At 36.3% G+C, this 17,393-nt stretch carries 12 protein-coding genes, 1 tRNA gene and 1 pseudogene; 8 read left to right on the top strand and 6 right to left on the bottom strand.

Annotation, left to right across the window (positions count from 1 at the left end; genetic code table 11):
* Positions 1-867, bottom strand: a complete 867-nt coding sequence (locus LQV35_RS07885; protein WP_230057333.1) for a metal ABC transporter solute-binding protein, Zn/Mn family — start codon at positions 865-867, stop codon at positions 1-3.
* A 126-nt stretch (positions 868-993) separates the two neighbouring features.
* On the opposite strand from LQV35_RS07885, the gene LQV35_RS07880 reads away from it, so the two are divergent.
* From LQV35_RS07880 to LQV35_RS07865, 4 genes are read left to right on the top strand one after another with little or no spacing between them, the layout of a single operon-like run.
* Positions 994-1,347 carry a Fur family transcriptional regulator gene (locus LQV35_RS07880; RefSeq protein ID WP_230057332.1) on the top strand — a complete coding sequence of 118 codons (354 nt, stop codon included), beginning with the start codon at positions 994-996 and terminating at the stop codon, positions 1,345-1,347.
* A complete protein-coding gene (locus LQV35_RS07875; RefSeq protein ID WP_230057331.1) occupies positions 1,334-2,068 on the top strand; it encodes a class I SAM-dependent methyltransferase in 735 nt (244 codons plus the stop codon). The genes LQV35_RS07880 and LQV35_RS07875 overlap by 14 nt, the downstream gene beginning before the upstream one ends.
* A 28-nt stretch (positions 2,069-2,096) precedes the next feature.
* A complete protein-coding gene (locus LQV35_RS07870; RefSeq protein ID WP_230057330.1) occupies positions 2,097-2,972 on the top strand; it encodes a cytochrome-c peroxidase in 876 nt (291 codons plus the stop codon).
* Positions 2,969-5,377: an EAL domain-containing protein gene (locus tag LQV35_RS07865; RefSeq protein ID WP_230057329.1), complete on the top strand. Its 2,409-nt coding sequence runs from the start codon at positions 2,969-2,971 to the stop codon at positions 5,375-5,377. Before LQV35_RS07870 ends, LQV35_RS07865 begins: the two co-directional genes overlap by 4 nt.
* A 114-nt stretch (positions 5,378-5,491) precedes the next feature.
* Here LQV35_RS07865 and LQV35_RS07860 read toward each other — a convergent pair whose 3' ends face one another.
* The 5 genes and pseudogenes from LQV35_RS07860 to LQV35_RS07840 all read right to left on the bottom strand — a co-directional run bounded on the left by LQV35_RS07860 (position 5,492) and on the right by LQV35_RS07840 (position 11,512).
* Positions 5,492-7,207 carry an ATP-binding protein gene (locus LQV35_RS07860; protein WP_230057328.1) on the bottom strand — a complete coding sequence of 572 codons (1,716 nt, stop codon included), beginning with the start codon at positions 7,205-7,207 and terminating at the stop codon, positions 5,492-5,494.
* Positions 7,191-8,825: a long-chain-fatty-acid--CoA ligase gene (locus LQV35_RS07855; protein ID WP_230057327.1), complete on the bottom strand. Its 1,635-nt coding sequence runs from the start codon at positions 8,823-8,825 to the stop codon at positions 7,191-7,193. Before LQV35_RS07855 ends, LQV35_RS07860 begins: the two co-directional genes overlap by 17 nt.
* Before the next feature lie 14 nt (positions 8,826-8,839).
* Positions 8,840-10,066 carry an OmpP1/FadL family transporter gene (locus LQV35_RS07850; protein WP_230057326.1) on the bottom strand — a complete coding sequence of 409 codons (1,227 nt, stop codon included), beginning with the start codon at positions 10,064-10,066 and terminating at the stop codon, positions 8,840-8,842.
* A gap of 139 nt (positions 10,067-10,205) precedes the next feature.
* A pseudogene (gene nfo, locus LQV35_RS07845) lies at positions 10,206-11,048 on the bottom strand (deoxyribonuclease IV).
* A complete protein-coding gene (locus LQV35_RS07840; RefSeq protein ID WP_230057325.1) occupies positions 11,045-11,512 on the bottom strand; it encodes a hypothetical protein in 468 nt (155 codons plus the stop codon). Before LQV35_RS07840 ends, nfo begins: the two are co-directional and overlap by 4 nt.
* A 109-nt stretch (positions 11,513-11,621) precedes the next feature.
* Between LQV35_RS07840 and LQV35_RS07835 the strand changes: the two genes are divergently transcribed.
* The 4 genes from LQV35_RS07835 to LQV35_RS07820 all read left to right on the top strand — a co-directional run bounded on the left by LQV35_RS07835 (position 11,622) and on the right by LQV35_RS07820 (position 17,237).
* Positions 11,622-11,696: transfer RNA gene (locus LQV35_RS07835), tRNA-Glu, on the top strand.
* A 225-nt stretch (positions 11,697-11,921) separates the two neighbouring features.
* Positions 11,922-16,163, top strand: a complete 4,242-nt coding sequence (locus tag LQV35_RS07830; RefSeq protein WP_230057324.1) for a retention module-containing protein — start codon at positions 11,922-11,924, stop codon at positions 16,161-16,163.
* A gap of 89 nt (positions 16,164-16,252) precedes the next feature.
* Positions 16,253-16,756, top strand: coding sequence for a pyridoxamine 5'-phosphate oxidase family protein (locus LQV35_RS07825; protein ID WP_230057323.1), 504 nt, complete (start codon positions 16,253-16,255; stop codon positions 16,754-16,756).
* A 10-nt stretch (positions 16,757-16,766) separates the two neighbouring features.
* A complete protein-coding gene (locus LQV35_RS07820) occupies positions 16,767-17,237 on the top strand; it encodes a GNAT family N-acetyltransferase (RefSeq protein WP_230057322.1) in 471 nt (156 codons plus the stop codon).
* Positions 17,238-17,393 lie beyond the last annotated feature (156 nt).

Below are 17,393 nucleotides of genomic sequence, written 5' to 3'. Positions count from 1 at the left end.
TTAGTTACTTTTTGCCAAAATTTCCGTCATTTGTCTCATGCTCTCTTCCCATTTTAATGGAAGTTGATCGACTTCAACGACTTGTGCACCAGCTTGAGCGGCGATGGTTTGTGCTGCTTTTTTGCTAAAATTTGGAGCTACGAAAACAACTTTTATATCATGCTCTTTTGCTTCATCTATAAGCTCAGCAAGTTGTGCTGGCTTTGGCTCTTTTCCACCAGCCTCGATGGCTATTTGCTCTAAATTATAGCGTTTTGCAAAATAGCCCCAAGATGGATGATATACCATAAATTTTCTATTTTTCATACCGCTAAGTTTTTGTGCTATCTCTTTATCAAGCGCGTCAAGATTTGCCTCAAATTTAGCTAAATTTTTTGCATAAAGCTCTTTGTTTGCTGGGTATTTTTCAGACAGTGCTTTTGCTATATTTGCAGCTTGAGTTTTTACTATCACTGGATCTAGCCAAATATGCGGGTCAAATTCGCCATGATGATGGTCGCAGTGTGGACCGTGAGCATGACCATCGTGTGAGTGTCCGTGCTCAACCATTTTTATAAGCTCAACACCCTCTTGTGTAGGCACAACTCGCATTTTTGGATAGTTTTGTTTAAATTTTTCTAGCCAAACATCTTCAAATTCTATACCAACAGCAAAGTAAATTTCGCTTTTTTCTAGCTCTGTCATCTGTTTTGGTTTTGGCTCATAAGTGTGCGGATCGGCACCCGCTCCTACCATGACATTTACATCAACTGTATCTGCAGCTATTTGCTCAACAAAGTATTTTGTCGGGATTATAGATACGCTAACTTGCGGCTTAGCAAAGATTGCAACTGCGCTAATGCATAGCAACATAAAGATTTTTTTCATCATTTCTCCTTAAAAAATTTTGAGAAAGTTTAGCAAAATGCAACTAAGTTGCAACTTAAATCAAAAAGATAAAAAATAATGCAAATTTTAGTATTTTCAAGATATTATATACAAAAAGGTTAAATGATGGACATAGAAAATTTTTTAAAAGAACATCAAATACAAGCGACTCCACTTCGTGTAAAGATTATTGAGATACTAAGCAAAACAAATGTGCCGCTTGCGTATGATGAAATTTTAAGTCAATTAGATGCGAACAAGACGACATTTTATCGTAATATGGAGCTTTTTGAGCAGCACGCAATAGTCGTAAAAACTGAGAATAATCATAAAAATTTCTACGAGCTTGGAAGTGGTGCGAAAGCGTATTTTGTCTGTGATGTTTGCCATAAGGTAACAAGTATCGAAGTGCCAAAACTAAAAAATGTAAAAAATATAAAAAGTGTCGTTGTAAAGGGGGTTTGTGGTGAGTGCGAGTAGGGCGCATCTTTGGGATAAGAAGTCAAATAAATATCCAAGATTTGATGGCTTTTTGACAGAATTTGGTGGTAGGGTGTTTGAGATTTTAGACAGCTGGGATGTTAGTTTTAGTGAAAAAAGCGTTGTCGATGTGGGTTGTGGCACCGGTGTTTATACGCTTTATATCGCAAAAACGTGCACTGAAATTTTAGGCATAGATAGCTCTTTTGGCATGCTTGAGATTTTAAAAGAGGATGCACAAAAATTTAATGTAAAAAACCTAAGCACAAGCTGTGCTACATTTGATGAAGCAAATTTAGAAAAATACTACGACATAGCCCTTTGTACGATGAGTCCAGCGATAAAAAGTAAAGAAAATTTTATCAAATTTAACTCCTGTGCAAAACAAAAAATTTATCTAAATTTTGCTGCAACAAGACGCTCAAGCTTGCTTGAGCCGTTTTTTACACACTTTGGAGTAACGCCACAAAGTGGAAGCAGTGCAAGTTCGCTAGAAGAGTGGCTAAAAGCAAATGATATAAGCTACAAAAAACAAAATTTAAGCGAAAAAAGAGTTGCTATTCGCACAAAAGATGAGGCTTTGGAAAATGTCTGTTGGCATCTTGAGATAAATGGCTTAAAACCCGATAAAAACGAGATAAAAAAGCTGTTTATGAAGATGGAATTTGGCGAGCAGATAGAAGAAGAGATAAATTCTTTAATGAGCCTTTTTGTCTTTTAGGGTATAATATCCTTTTTTTGGAGAGTAGATGCGTAAGATAATCTTGATACTTTTTTTTGCGGTGTTTGCGCTTAGTGATGAGCTATTTGTGCCTTCGCTTGGGTTAAAATATGATGAGAGTAAGGCTCAGCTTGGTAAGAGAATTTTCTTTGACAAGCGCATTAGCCCAAATGGCACTGTTTCGTGCGAGAGCTGCCATAATCTTTATTGGGATTTTAGCGGAACGGTAAGAACAAAGGTTCATGAAAATGCGATAAATCCACCATCTATTATCAACGCTGCACATAACTATCTTTACACTATAAGCGGAAACATCAGAAGCTTAAAAGATCAGATACAAATAGCCCTACTATCTTATAAACAGCTAGGCTCAAGCGAAGATCTGATAATAAGTGCTTTAAATAAAACCAGTGATTATCGTGCGGCTTTTAAAGAAATTTATGATGATAGTATAAATACCAATAACATAGTTGATGTGCTTGAGCACTTTATAAAGGCTGTATATACTGCTGACTCGCCTTTTGATAGATATTTACTGGGCAATAAAAATGCACTGAGCGATGAGCAAAAAGAGGGGTTTGAAATTTTTAATAAAATAGGCTGCTCTGCTTGCCATAATGGTGTTAATCTAGGAGCAAATTTAAGACATCAAACAGACTTTCATAGACACATGACATCAGATGAGGGTCAAGATATAAAAAGTGAGCTTTTTAGAGTTCCACCTCTTAGAAATATCGGCAGAACAGCCCCATACTTGCACGATGGAAGCATAGTTTTGCTAAAAGATGTGATAGAAAGGGTTGCAAAGATACAGCTAGCAAGGTCGCTAAGCCAAGATGAGCTTGATAAGCTTTATAAATTTCTAATGAGCCTAAGTGGTGAGCGCCCAAGGATACTAAAATGAAAAGCAAAAATATCAAATTTCTCATATTCTTGTGTGTTTTAGTGCTATTTTTTATGGTGACTAGAATGCTTTATCTAAATGAGCAGATGAAAAACAACCAATACATAGAGGATACGATAGTAAATCTACAGCTTAAAAATCAGGATATAGATGAGTATTTTTTAAATAAACTTGTGCTTAAAAACTACGATAATATCAACAATGTTTTAGAGGAACTAGAGTTTGGCTTGTTTAGTATAAGCGGTAAAATTTTTGATGAAAATTTGATGAAAGAGCTCATTAAGGCATTTAATGAAAAGGCTCTTTTAATCGAGCGTTTTAACTACATAAACGCGGGCGCTATAACCATACTAAGGCAAAGTGAGATTGAGCTTGAGAGTGTTAGCGAGTATCAAAAAGAGATAAGATCGATAATGATGCGTATCAAAAACTCAAAATTTGCCACGCTTGAAGACATAAACGATATGGAAAATGAGATACAAATGCTTAGCATAAAGCTTTTTGAGCAAAATAATGTTATCTCAAGCGAGTTGCTCGCAAAGCTAAATTTCGTACTTAGTTCAATTATCAAGATGACTGATATAGCCGAGCAAAACACTAGGATAAATCTAAAATCTAAATTTAAAGAGCTAAATGAAATTTATACAAAACATTATGCTCAAGAGATAAATAAGCTTAAAATTTATGGTCTTATCTCTTTAGTATTATTATTCATTTTGGCAGCTCTTGTATCTTGGCTTTTGGTTGCTTCAAGAAAGATGCAAATAGACCTTGAGCTTTATAAAACAGCCGTAAATGAGGGCTTTAGCTCCATCATGTTTACGGATAAGCAAAATTTAATCTCATACACAAATAAGACATTTGAAAGAGTTAGTGGGTATGATAGAGATGAGCTTATAGGTAAAAATCCTGGAATTTTAAAGTCAAACCTACATAGCGAAGGCTTTTACAAAAAGATACAAGATGCTGTGAAATATGCAAAAGAATTTAGCAGCGACGAGCTTATAAGCCGTAGCAAAAGTGGCAAATATATATATGAGAGTGTGCGTTTTGTACCTTTTGTGTTTGAACAAAAACATCTTGGTTTTATAGGCATTAAAATGGACAAAACCAAAGAGACAAATATCGTTAGAGAGCTTGAGCTAAAAAACGAGCAGTTAAAGGCACAGTCTAGTATAGACAAACTTACTGGTTTTGGCAACTACTTTGCGATGGGTGAGACGCTAGAAGAGCAAAAAGATGGGGTTATAATTAGTATAGGTATTAAAAATTTTGATAATTTGCGATTTTTTTACCAGACAAGGGTTGTTGATGCGATGCTTTTGGCATTTGCAAATACCCTAAAGTTATGCGTGCAAACATCTGAGATAAATGCTGAGCTTTATCGCTTTCAAGATGATGAGTTTTATCTTTGGTATAACGGTGATCGTTTAGGTGAGGATATAGGCTATATACAAGATTATTTTGGTTTTTCACAGATGCAAATCGAAGTTGATGGAAAGAGTGAAACACTACCTGGCTTAAAGACTATCATCGGTGTTAGTTTGTCTTTTGATACTCCACAAACTAACCGTCTTGTTCAAGCCATACTTGCCAAAGAGCATGCAAAAAGCCTTGGTAACGAGCTTTATGAGTATCAAGAAAATGATGCTATTGAGCTAAGGTATCACAAAAACCAGTCCATTACACATCTTATTGAGTATGCGATAGAAAACAACACCGTTATAGTCGAATGTCAGGGTATCTTTGATGTTGCTAAGCCAGGAGAAAAAGCGACTTATTATGAAATTTTAGTGCGTATCATCGATCAAAGTGGCAAGATACGGTATCCTGGGGAGTTTTTGGATGTTGCCCTGCAAGCACAGCTTTATACGCAAATAACTAAAAAAGTCATAGAGCATGCATTTGCCTTGGTTGAGCGCTATCCAGACTACACTTTCTCTGTCAATCTTTCTGGTATTGATATCATAGATCAGTCTGTGCGCGAGTTTTTGGATGAAAAACTACAACTTTGCTCAGACGCAAGTCGTATTTGTTTTGAAATTTTAGAGAGCGAGGAGATAGGGGACTATGATGTTATCGCTTCGTTTATTAAGCATATTAAGGGGTATGGAAGCAAAATTTCTATCGATGATTTTGGCTCTGGATACTCAAACTACTACCGAATTTTAGAACTTGATATAGATAATATCAAAATAGACGGCTCTATCATTAAAAAGCTTCCAACAGATCAAAACGCAAGATATTTGGTCGAGACGATAGTGACTTTTGCCTCAAAGCAAAACTATAAAATCGTTGCTGAGTTTGTTGGTTCCCCTGAAATTTTAGAGCAAGTAAGAAACTTTAATATCCACTATGCACAAGGCTTCTTGCTAGGCAAACCAACTCCAGCAGATAGCTTATAGTCTAAAGCCGTTTTTAGGAGCGGTTTTAGATCTTTTTGGGGTTGGTAAAATGACAAATTTTAAGATTTAAATTTTTAAAAACCAAAAATGATACGAAAAAGCTCTAAAGCTTGCCTATCTTAAAAGCCCAACTCTTTTTTCTTCGCCAAATGCCGAGCTTAGCTCACGCTCAATGGCTGCCTTAAAGTCTTCAAAGCAAAAAATTCCATCATCTTTTGTTGCAACTTTTAGTGCGGTATTTTTTAATACCAACACAATCTGTGCGCCACTTAAGCTATATTCTGCTAGTTTTGCAACATCAAAACCATCTTCAAAACTGGCATTTTCTGGTAAAATTTTTCTCCAGATAGCAAGTCTGGCTTTAAAGTCTGGCTTTTTAAATTCGATCTTATAATCAAACCTGCGCGAAAAAGCACTATCAAGGCTTTCTAGGAAGTTTGTAGTAGCGATTAATACACCTTCAAAACGCTCAATCTGCTCTAAGAATATATTTTGCATTTGATTGTGCATTTTGTCAATATTATTTCCACCGCTAACTCTTGTGCTTAAAAACTGATCTGCTTCATTTAAAAGTAAAACTGGTTCAGACTTCGTCTTTTTGCAAATTTCTTTATAGCTGTCAAAAATTTTCCTAACATTTTGTTCACTCTCGCCCACATATTTGCTTAAAATTTTTGAGCAGTCAAAGCTAAGAACCTGCTTTTTTAGGCTTTTTGCTAGGCTTACAGCACTCATGGTTTTTCCAGTCCCAGCCTCACCATAAAATATAATCTTTGCATCAATTCCTTTGCGAGACTTAACTCCCCAACTATTTAGTCGCGCTAAAACCTTTTTATCAACCTGCTTTAATATAGACTCTAACAGCTCTTTTGTCTGTTCGTTTAACACAACATCATTTATGTTTGTAGTCGGCTCTATAAGTTCAAAAATTTCTTGCTCTTTTACGATATTTTCTAGCTTTAGTTTCTTGTCGGTTTTGGTGCTTTGTGGGTGCATTATCTCTTGCAAAATTTCATCTTGTATAAAAAAACTTTGAGTTATATTGCCAAATGCATTTAATATCTCATCATATTCTATAAGCCCGTTTTCAACGAGCTTTGAGCTCTCATCAAGCAAATTTTTAGCACTTGCCCTTTCAAATTCATCGTCTCCTATCAATGCAAGCAGGCTTGATAGCTCAGCACCCATTTGCTCGCCGACGATATATTCTTGCTTTAAAAGCGCTAGAAAGAGTATCTGCTCTTTTTCATTTAGACCATTTTCTTTAAAAATTTGCTCTATTTTTAGATTTATTTTACTTAATTCAAGACATTTTTTAATATGAGTTTCGCATTCTAAAATTTGTTCATTTATATGTTTTTTTGCTTTTGATGAGCCTGAAAAAAGTGACCTTTTTTCATAAAGTTCTATGCGTAAAAATTGATCTTTTAAGTAGCCAAGATGGTCGCTATAGGCTGAAATTTCAGGCAGTTCAAGGCTTAGCGAGCCAACTTCAAGCAGTTTTAAAAAACTATTGCTTAATGAAATTTCAGAGTGCAAAAGTGAAAGTAGGGCAAAATTTGCTTTTTGCTCTTTGAAAAAACCAAAACTTTGAGTTATCCAACCCTTATCATATAGTGATTTTATATCATCTAAGTGGCTTAAATGCTCATTTTTGCTTGTATCATAAAGTTGAGCAAAAAGCTCATAAACAACCACACTAGAACTACCTTGTATGTAGTTTTTGGTAAGCGTTTTTAAAATTTCACGCTCATTTTTGGTGCAACTTATAAGAGTATCTACTTTGCTAGCCGATGTCTCTGTGTTTAAAAACTCAAACAGATGTTTCACTGACAGCTATTTCCTCTTTTGAAATTTGCTCTTTTAAAACGCGTTTTAAGACCTTGCCAGTCGCATTTCTAGGAAGCTCTGTGACTATATGTATAGTTTTTGGAAGCTTATAGTTTGCAAGGTGTGACTTTAGGTAGGTTCTTACGCTCTTTTCGTTTAGCTCAACATCATCTTTTGGCTGTATAAACGCCACAACTTCCTCATCAGCATGCTCATCTCTTACACCTATAACAGCACATGCTTCAACGCTTTCTAGTTTGTAAATAACCTCTTCTATCTCGCGAGGATATATATTTATACCTTTTGAAATTATAAGATCTTTTTTTCTATCTACTATAAATATAAAACCATCTTCATCAACTTTTGCCAAGTCTCCAGTCCTTAGCCAGCCATTTATAATCGTCGTATCATCTTTTATACCAAGGTATCCTTGCATAACGCAGTCGCCTTTGACGATTATCTCGCCTATCTCGCCAGTTTCAACTTCCACCATTTCATCATCAACTATCTTTACCTCATATCCATCAAGAGGAAGTCCTACACTTAAAAGTTTTTGCTTTTCAAATAAATTTGCTGAGACTATCGGAGAGCATTCGCTAAGCCCATATCCTTCTATGAGCTTTGCTCGTGGGAATTTTACCTTAAAGTCATCAATAGTTTGTTGTGCAAGTGGCGCGGCACCGCTAACAAAAATTCTAATCTTATTAAACCAGCGAAAATACCAAGGAATTTTTGCCTTTGCTATAGCCGTATAAATAGATGGGATCCCTAAAAATACAGTTGCTCTTTTTAACAAAGCTTGTTTTAAAACATTTGAAAATGGAAAAACAGATTTTATTAAAATACTAGAAGCGCCATTATAAAGAGGCAAAAGAACCATCGCAGTTAGTGTAAAGCTATGAAACATCGGTAAAAATACCAAAAATCTATCACTCTTTCTTACGCAAAATCTACTTGTAGTTCCGTGCAAATTTGATATTATATTTTTATATGTTATCATGGCACCTTTTGGCTTGCCTGTTGTACCAGAGGTGTATATGATGTGCACAAGATCGTTTAGTGTTGGTTGTTTTAAAATTTCAACCGATCTTTGACACGCTAAAGCGTCATCAAAGCTAACATCTTTTTCGCAAGACATATTTGCCGCACCATCAAGATATAAGCTTTCTCCGTACTCATCTTGCTCATTTTGTGTTTGTTTTGGTTTAACGCGTTGATTTTTACCGATCCATATAATGCGCTCCAGAGCTAGCTCATCAACCTTTTTTAGCTCCTTTGACAAAGGGCTTGATGCGATGAGAATTTTTGCTTTACAGTCGCTTAGTATGTAGGCAAGCTCTTCAAATTTTAAAAAGGTATTTATAGGTACAGCTACGCCGCCTAATGTAGTGATGGCTAGGTAGCTGATGATAAACTCACTTGAGTTTTGCACAAACATCGCAACTTTATCGCCAAAATGCACACCACAACCTTGCAGATAGCCAGCCACTGCATCTACTTTTTGTTTTAGCTCTATATAAGTTGTCTTTGAACTCTCCTCATAAAGTGCTACCGACTTTGGTCTAGTTATAGCTACATCAGCTAAATTTTGATATAAGTTTTGATATTTGTATCCCATTTTTTCACCTAAAATTAAAATTTATACTTTAAGCCTACGCCTACGATTTGTATATTTGTGCTTTTAAATTCGCCTGAAACAGTTTTTCCAATCTCGACAGGTATACCCTCGGCTCTTTTTGAGCTCCTATCTTGATAAACATAGCCAAGTCCTAGCTCAAGGTCATCTGTAACATTATAGTTTAAGCCAAGCGAGTATGCGCGAGATGTTGTGTTTGGTAGCTCAAAGCCAGTATTTTTAGAATCTGAAACATCTTCATCATATGTAAAACCAGCCATGAGTCTTAGCTTTTGAGTTGCTTTATATGCTAAGCCTAGGCGATATGTGTTGTTGTCTTTGTATTTTCTCTCACTTGGATTGTCCATTAAACCAATAAAGAGTTGATTTGACTTGTATTTTCCATCTGGATATTCAAAGTCATAGCCTTTAAATTTTGACCAATATGTTCGCTCATAAGCTAGCAAAAGTGTAAAGTCTTGGTAGTTGTATGCTGCTGCTAAGACAAGTTGCGCAGGTAGCGGTATCTCTACTCTAACTTTGCCGTTGTAATTTGCTCGTTTGTCTATAAAATTTGACTTAGCATCACCCTTAACAGTCAGATCTACCTTTGAGCGATATGTAGCTGAAAATGATAAATTTTCTATCGGTCTATAAGTTAGTGCAACATTATAACCAAAGTCTATGCTGTCTCCAGTTAGGTCGCGCTGACCTCTTGGGCCAAAGTCACTTGCTACTCTACCTTTACTATAAACACCCCTAACACCAGCCGCAACAGCCAAACCGTCAGTGATACGGTATGCTAGTGTTGGGTTGAGCTCAACAACTTGAAGCTTAAAGCGCTTAGCCGTAAAAGCTGCTTTTAGGTCATCCCAAGCCATACCAAGCGCAGCAGGCACAGCAAGAGCTAGACCAAAACGCCAGTTAGCATAGTACTCTGGTGATACAAAGTTAAATGTTGTTGCTAGAGAGTCAAAGTTATTTGAAGTGTATGTTTTGCCATCATCGGCTTTAAAGTCAACTTCACTTATATGAAACCAACCCACATTTTGTTCAAAGTGGTGGCGAGGATCTAAAAACATCATATTTGCGGGGTTAAAATATGCCGCATCGGCACCAAAGCTCCACGCCACATTGCTTGCTAAAAGCCCTAACGAATCAGAGCTTTGCTCTGGAATTTTATATCCCGCGCCATAAACTAGCGTACTTGCTAAAACTAAGCTCAGTCCAAGCTTTTTAACCATATTTTTATCCTTTTTGTATAAATTTAGGTGTTTTGCGTTAAAAATTCGCAAAACTAAGAGCTTTAAGTTTAGCTAATTTTAGCTTTTAAATACTTTTAAGGCTGTAAAATTTTTCAAAAATATCCCAAAATGATAAAATTCAGCTTTCAAATGAGTGTAAAAGCTCTATCTCTTTAACCCATATACTCTCATCTATAGTTTCAAGAATGAGCGGTATATCGCCTATGCGCCTATCTTTTATAATGCATTCAAAGCCCTTGATCCCAATGTATCCTTTTCCTATACTTTCATGCCGATCTTTTTTTGAGCCAACGCCAAATTTGGCATCATTTAGGTGCATTGCACAAAGATAGTTAAAGCCTACGATCTCATCAAATTCATCCATCGTTTTTTCATAGGATTTTTGAGTTGATATATCATATCCCGCGGCAAACATATGGCAGGTATCAAGGCAAACGCCGATTCTGGATTTATCGTATGTTTTTTCGATTAAGTATGCTAAATGCTCAAATTTATAGCCTAAATTTGAGCCTTACCCTGCGGTATTTTCTATTATTAATTTAATATTTTTACTGTTTTTAAGGGCTATATTTATGCACTCTGCGATATTATCAAGGCACTGAGTTTCGCTTATCTCTTTTAAATGTGAACCTGGGTGAAAATTTAAAAGCCTTAATCCAAGAGCCTTAACTCGCTCTATCTCGTCCATAAAGGCATTTAGGCTTTGTTCGCGTTTTTGAGTGTCAAAATGACCTAAATTTATAAGATAGCTATCGTGAGGCAAAATGTGCTCTGGCTTTATGTTTGCTATTTCACAGTTTTTCTTAAAAGCGTTTATCTCGATTTGTTCTAGTGGTTTTGCATTCCATTGACGCTGGTTTTTTACAAAAAGTGCAAAGGCATTTGCTCCGATATTTTTGGCATTTATGGGGGCATTTGAAACACCGCCAGCTGCGCTTACATGTGCACCAATATATCTCATTTAAGCTCCCTTATGATAATCTTAACATTATTTTTCGTATCTTGAAATTTCGTTTCGTTAGAGCAAATTTCATATTTTAGTGAGCCGTTATTTAAAATTTGGCTAAAACCACACTCTGTTTTTTTCAAATTTTTACCTTCATAAATTGGCTTTTTTGTGATAATATCGGCAAAAATTTCATCATAATGTACATTTTTGAAAAATTTCTCATTAAACTCTTTTTTGCTAAAACATACCTTGTTTACGCAAATTTTATCACTTACTTTTATATTTGCACTGTTGATGCCAGAGCTGTAAATTTGCAGGTTTATACTATTTTTATACTCATGCAAAAAGCCAACATCATTTATCTTAATCATCGCAGATACAATGGTAACTTGATAGCTTTTAGAGCTTTGCGGAGCTGTGTTTGCTACACAGCCAGCAAATAATATGGCGGCTAGTAAAAATAGATATTTTTTCAAAATATTTCCTTTTAAATTTTGATGATTATAGCAAAAGTATTTTAACATTGTCTTTTTAAACAAAATTTAAGTAAGTATTTTGTATAATCCCATTTCAACTTTCAATGTTGGCCCATTCGTCTAGCGGTTAGGACATCGCCCTTTCACGGCGGTAACACGAGTTCGAGTCTCGTATGGGTCACCACTTTTTCTTTGCTTTATTAATTTTATTTTATATATTTTCAGTTTTTTCGTTGTATCAGCTAGTCTTATTTTTTGTTCATAAAGTATTTAAATATCTTATCAATTTTCGTATAAAATTTTAAGAAAATCCCAAAAATACGAAGTTTTTATATTGTACCCAAGTACAATAGACAGTCCTTTTTTGTTTTGATATAACCCTTGCATAATTTAAAAACAAGGATGAAATATGGCACCACAAGTAGGTATAGTAAAAGAGGTGACAGGAGGCGTTATAGCCATAGACTCTACAGGGAAGCAAAGAGTTTTAATGGCTGGAGATGCATTGTTTTTAGGCGAAGTTGTAAAAACGCATTCGGGTGCAAAGGCTATATTATCAATGGATAATGGCGAAAGCATAGCATTGGATCAAAACGATATTATGACGATAGATCAAAGCAGCTCAAGCAATGTTAGCTTTGGTGATGATAGCATTACTTCAGAGCTGGCAGAACTTCAAAAGGCGATCTTGGCAGGAGAGGATTTAACCCAACTAGAAGAGACAGCGGCAGGCGGTGTTGCAACTGCTGGTGGCGGCGAAGGTACTGCTATGTTAAATGAGAGCTACTTTGCGCAAGGTGGCAGTGAATCAAATGTATATGCAGATGGTAGAGATTTGGGCAATAATGGCTTTGTGTCCGCAACACCTATACAACCTATAGGAACTGGTAGTGACACTGAAAGTGGCACTGGTGAAACAGATGTTTCACCTCAACCAGATCCTGAAACAATAGAAGAGGGTATAAGTCAAGATTGGATAAATGAGAACGAACCAGAAGTAATCGAAGAAGGTATAGAAGAAGATTGGGTTGAAGAAAATAATCCTGAAACAATAGAAGGTTTTGTAAATAAATTTGAAAGCCTGCAACCAACGCTAAATTTTGCTGCCGATATAAATAACGATGGCACGATAAACAAAACTGAGCATGAAGATGCGACAAATAGCAGGCTTTTAGTTGTTTCGGTGCCTAAAGAGATTGAAAATGGCGATAAGTTGTTTATTGATGTTAGTGTCACTGATGGCTTACAAACACAAATCGAACTAACATATGAAAATGCAAGCTTTACCGATAAAGAAGGTAACAAATATAGAGTCTATAACGAAACTCAAAATGAAATTACCACAGATAAAAAATTTGTTCCTATTGAAAATTTAAAAATAGCCGATGAACAAACCGCAAAAGCGACTGCTTATTATCAAGATAAGGTTGGTAATGAAAGTCAAAAAGGAACCGATACAGCTACATTTGATACAACTGCTCCAACAGTTGATGTAGAGTCAAATCGCGATGGTAGCGTAGATGTAAAACTCCCAAGTGACACAGATGCAAAGACATTAAAAATTTCATATACAGACGAGAGTGGAAAAATTCATGAAGCAACATATACTAACAATAACGGTATCTGGGTAAAAGATAGATCAAATACCGATAAAAATTTACCAAAAGAGTCATCAAAAAATTCTGATGGCGAACAGGTTATAAAGCTTGGTGATGCCGCTACAAAAGCTGGCACAGAAGTTAGCGCAACTGCCACTGATACAGCTGGAAATGTTGGTTCAGATAAAGACACAGCCCTTGCTTTATTGACAGCTCCAACCATCACTTATGAAGAGGGAGGAAATAAAGATAACATACTAACAAGGCAGGAGTCTTCGGCTGATGGTGTGCAGACAAAAGAGCATATAGGGCGGATAACGCTTGAAAAGCTGGATAAAATTTCTGTTTCTATCTTTGAAGGAGAGCATGAGATCACTAGCCGTGACTGGCAAAATGGCGGCGCCACAAAAGAACAAGCTGCAAGTGATGGCGATATAAATAACGCAACAGCCAGGATAAAACTACCACAAAATATGGTAACTGGTGATGTGATTAAAATTTTAATAGATGATAACTTTAAAGGTGTAAAAATTCCTGTTGAAGTTAAGGTTGTAAAAAATGCAGATAATACATTTAGTTTTACAGAAACGACAGATACTGGTAAAGTTGGCATTGTAGAAAATGTAGCTGTGAAAGATGGCTTTGTGTCGCTAGATGTAAAAGAAATTCCTACACACTCTCGCGATGACTCAGCGCCTGTTGTTGGTGGCGGATACACTACGCAGGTTAAGGTTGAATTAATCGGGCTTGGCGGAGATGAAAAAAGAGAAGCCAAGGTCGAACACCAGATAATGAAAGATATCGTTGAAGTTCATGTGGCTTACAACAATGCTGATGATAATGGAGTATTGAGCATAGCTAAAAATTTATCTGATGGTAGTGACCTAAGAACGACAAAGGCGACTATTACTTTACCAGTAGTAGCAAATGTAGGCGATAAAGTAGATGTTTCATTTAAGATAGATGGCGATGAGATTCAAACCGCAAGCATAAGCATAAAAGGTGGCGATACCAAAGAAACGGCTTTACAAATTTCATTTGCAGAAATTTCATATGAAAAAGATGGCATTGTAAAAACACAAATCGTTCCTGCTATACCTGGTGGAAGAGGAAAACCATTTTTCTTTGAGATAGATGCGCCAGTTGAGCCAGGTAAGTCCGCTACGACAGATATTACATATACTGGCTCAAACCAGTTTATAAAACACGATATAGATACGGCAAGTATCGATGTGCAAGGGCTATCTGCGCCGATCATCACAGAAGTTAGCGATGATGTTGCTGGAGGCGTTGAAAACAGCCAGGTGCTAAGAGATGGCGGTCTAACAAACGACAATACTCCTAGTATAAAAGGCACAGCGGATGCAAATTCTGTGGTTAATATCTATGATAACGGCACTATTATCGGCTCTACACAGGCTAGTAGTGATGGCAAATTTGTATTTACCCCAAGTAGCGCTTTAAGTGATGGCTTGCATAAATTTACGGCTACCGCTTTTGTTGGTGGAGTTATGAGTGAAATTTCTAATGCATATAGCGTAAATGTAGATACAAAAGTTGATTTTGAGCTTGAAGCAGAGCAGTCTAGCAAAGATATAAACGGCAACTATACAAAAGTCGTAACCATAAATCCGCAAGAAAAAGAAGCTTTATCTATCGTGCTTAAAGATGAGGCAAACCCAAATGCCATCATCTCAAAACCGATAATGCAAACTGATGGCTCATATAAGATCACTATTGACTATGGTAAAACAGCACCAAATGCAGGTAAAATTTCAGCCACAGCAACTGATATGGCTGGAAATACAAATAGCACGGAAGTGATTACTCAAAAAACTACCAAAACCATAAAAGTAGAGCCTTCACAGCTTGGCTTTAGTAGCTCATCTTATGTGTATAAGCTTTCAGGCGAGCATTTGGCTAATATTAGTGGCATTAATATAGATGCAGAATACGGCGAATATGTTGATAAAGGCGGGATTAGAGCGATACAAAGAGTTATAGATTCTAAACATATAAGCCCATCATCTGATTTAAGTGGTAATAAATTTAGTGACGCAAGGGTAGTTTATGACCAAGATGTTAAAAACGCCGGAGAATCTGAAGGCTTAATAGTAGATAAAGCTTTTGTTATGAAGGGACATATAAATGTAGAAAATGGTAGCAACACTTTATATGTAAAAGCCTCTGTCACGGACTCAGTTATAGTTGTAAAAATAGATGACACATATGTTACAAACTATGCATCAAAGCCATTTGGGTCAGACACCTACACTGTCGATCTAACAAAATTTGGCATAGATATGTCAAGCGGACTACATAGTGTTGAAATTTTAATAGGCGTTCCAAGCGCTCAATATGATAGGCTTACGGGCGATAAAGAGATAAGCGTAGGGCTTATTGATAGCGATGGAAGCAAAGTTACATTTGGACAAAAATCTTCTGCTATGAATCTGAGCAATGTATTTGATGAAACATTAGATGTATCTAGTATACCTGAAAATGCTACATTTGATGATAAAACAAAGTCATTTGTATACGAATCTTCTGACACCTCAGCACAAAGTGCAAAAACCACAGACCCGTTAGCAGCTGATGATAATGCAAATACGATAAATGGTAGCGAAAAAGATGAGTATATCGATGCCAAAGCTGGCATAGATCGCTTATTTGGTGGAGATGGTGATGATAGCATACTTTATGATGAAAATGATGAGCTTATTGATGGTGGAAGTGGTCATGATAAGCTTATGGCTTCAGATAAGGGCACGATAAATCTTGATAAAGTAGCCGAGCACTCTAAGAATATCGAAGAAGTAGATGTATCAGGTGGCAACTCTACAACGATAAATATAAACTTAACCGATGTCGTAGCTCTAACCGATGAGAATAACAAGTTAAAAATCACAGGAGATGAGGGCGATAAGGTTGATTTTAAAGATAGTGGCTGGAAAAAAGGGCAAAGCACGGCTGATGGCTATGATATATACACAAATTCTAATGACACTAGCATAATTATTGAGATAAAACAAGGCGTAGATGTCGATTTATAAGCAAAAAGGGGAACTCTCCCCTTTTTAAATTTTTTTAACCCAACAAAAGCTACAATACATCAAACATTTACACTCCTAAAAGGATTAAAATGCGTAGAAAAGATAGAGAGCTTAGTCAAGATGAAGCTTTGCATATCATAGATAGCGCACAGTATGCCGTGGTTTCATGCATAGATGGAGGTGAAATTTTTTCTGTGCCGATTTCTATCGTAAGAGACAAGGATAGCATTTTTTTGCACGGTGCAAAAGGCGGTAGCAAAGCTAGTCTATTTCAGGATGGTAAAGATGTTGAATTGGTTTGCGTCATAGATATTAAGGTGCCAAAGTTTAGCAAAGAGCAAATCGATAGCATCTTAGAACAAGGCAAAGTATCAAGTATCTTTACGACAGAGTACAAAAGCGCCATTGCAAAGACAAAAGCGTATGAAGTGAGCGATGATGAGCGAAAAATTTATGCACTTAAAATCTTAAGCCAAAAATATACACCACAATACATGAAACATTTTGACGACGCTATAAAAGAAAGCTTAAAGATAACAAAAATTTATGAACTTAAAATCCAAACCCTAAGCGCCAAAGCAAAAATCATATAAAAGGACAAAAATGATAATACGACAAGCAGTAAAATCAGACACACATGCGATCATCTCGCTTATAAACGAGCTTGCAGAGTATGAAAAAATGGCAAACGAGGTTTGTATAGATGAGGTAGTTTTTAGTGAGCATTTGTTTGAAAAAAGGCTTGCACAAGCCCTTGTAGCATGTGATGAAAAGGGCGAAGTAGTGGGGTATGCTATCTATTTTCACTCATTTTCCACATTTTTAGGAAGGGCTGGAATTTATCTTGAAGATCTATATATAAAGCCTGAATTTCGCGGTCGTGGCACAGGGCTAGCACTTATAAAAGAGCTTGCTAAAATTTGCGAAAAAGAGGGTTTTGGGAGACTTGAGTGGGAGTGTCTTGACTGGAATGAGCCTAGTATTAAATTTTACGAAAGTCTTGGAGCAAAACGCCAAAGTGGCTGGCTAAAATTTCGTATGATAGAAGATGAAATTTCTAAACTATCAAAGTAGTTTTGCTTTTAAAAAGTGGCTAGCAAGCTAGCCACTAATAACTTTAAAACCTCTTCTTCCTTACATCCTCAACTATCTCTTTAGCCATAGCATCAACCTCAGCAGTTACTTGATTAGTTGTTCTAGCTATTTGAACATTTTGTTTAGTTAAGTGAT

The organism is Campylobacter suis (genome assembly GCF_905120475.1).
Classification (GTDB): Bacteria; Campylobacterota; Campylobacteria; order Campylobacterales; family Campylobacteraceae; genus Campylobacter_A; species Campylobacter_A suis.
The sequence above is the reverse complement of the archived record's forward strand: the minus strand, read 5'-3'. Positions and strand labels throughout refer to the sequence as shown.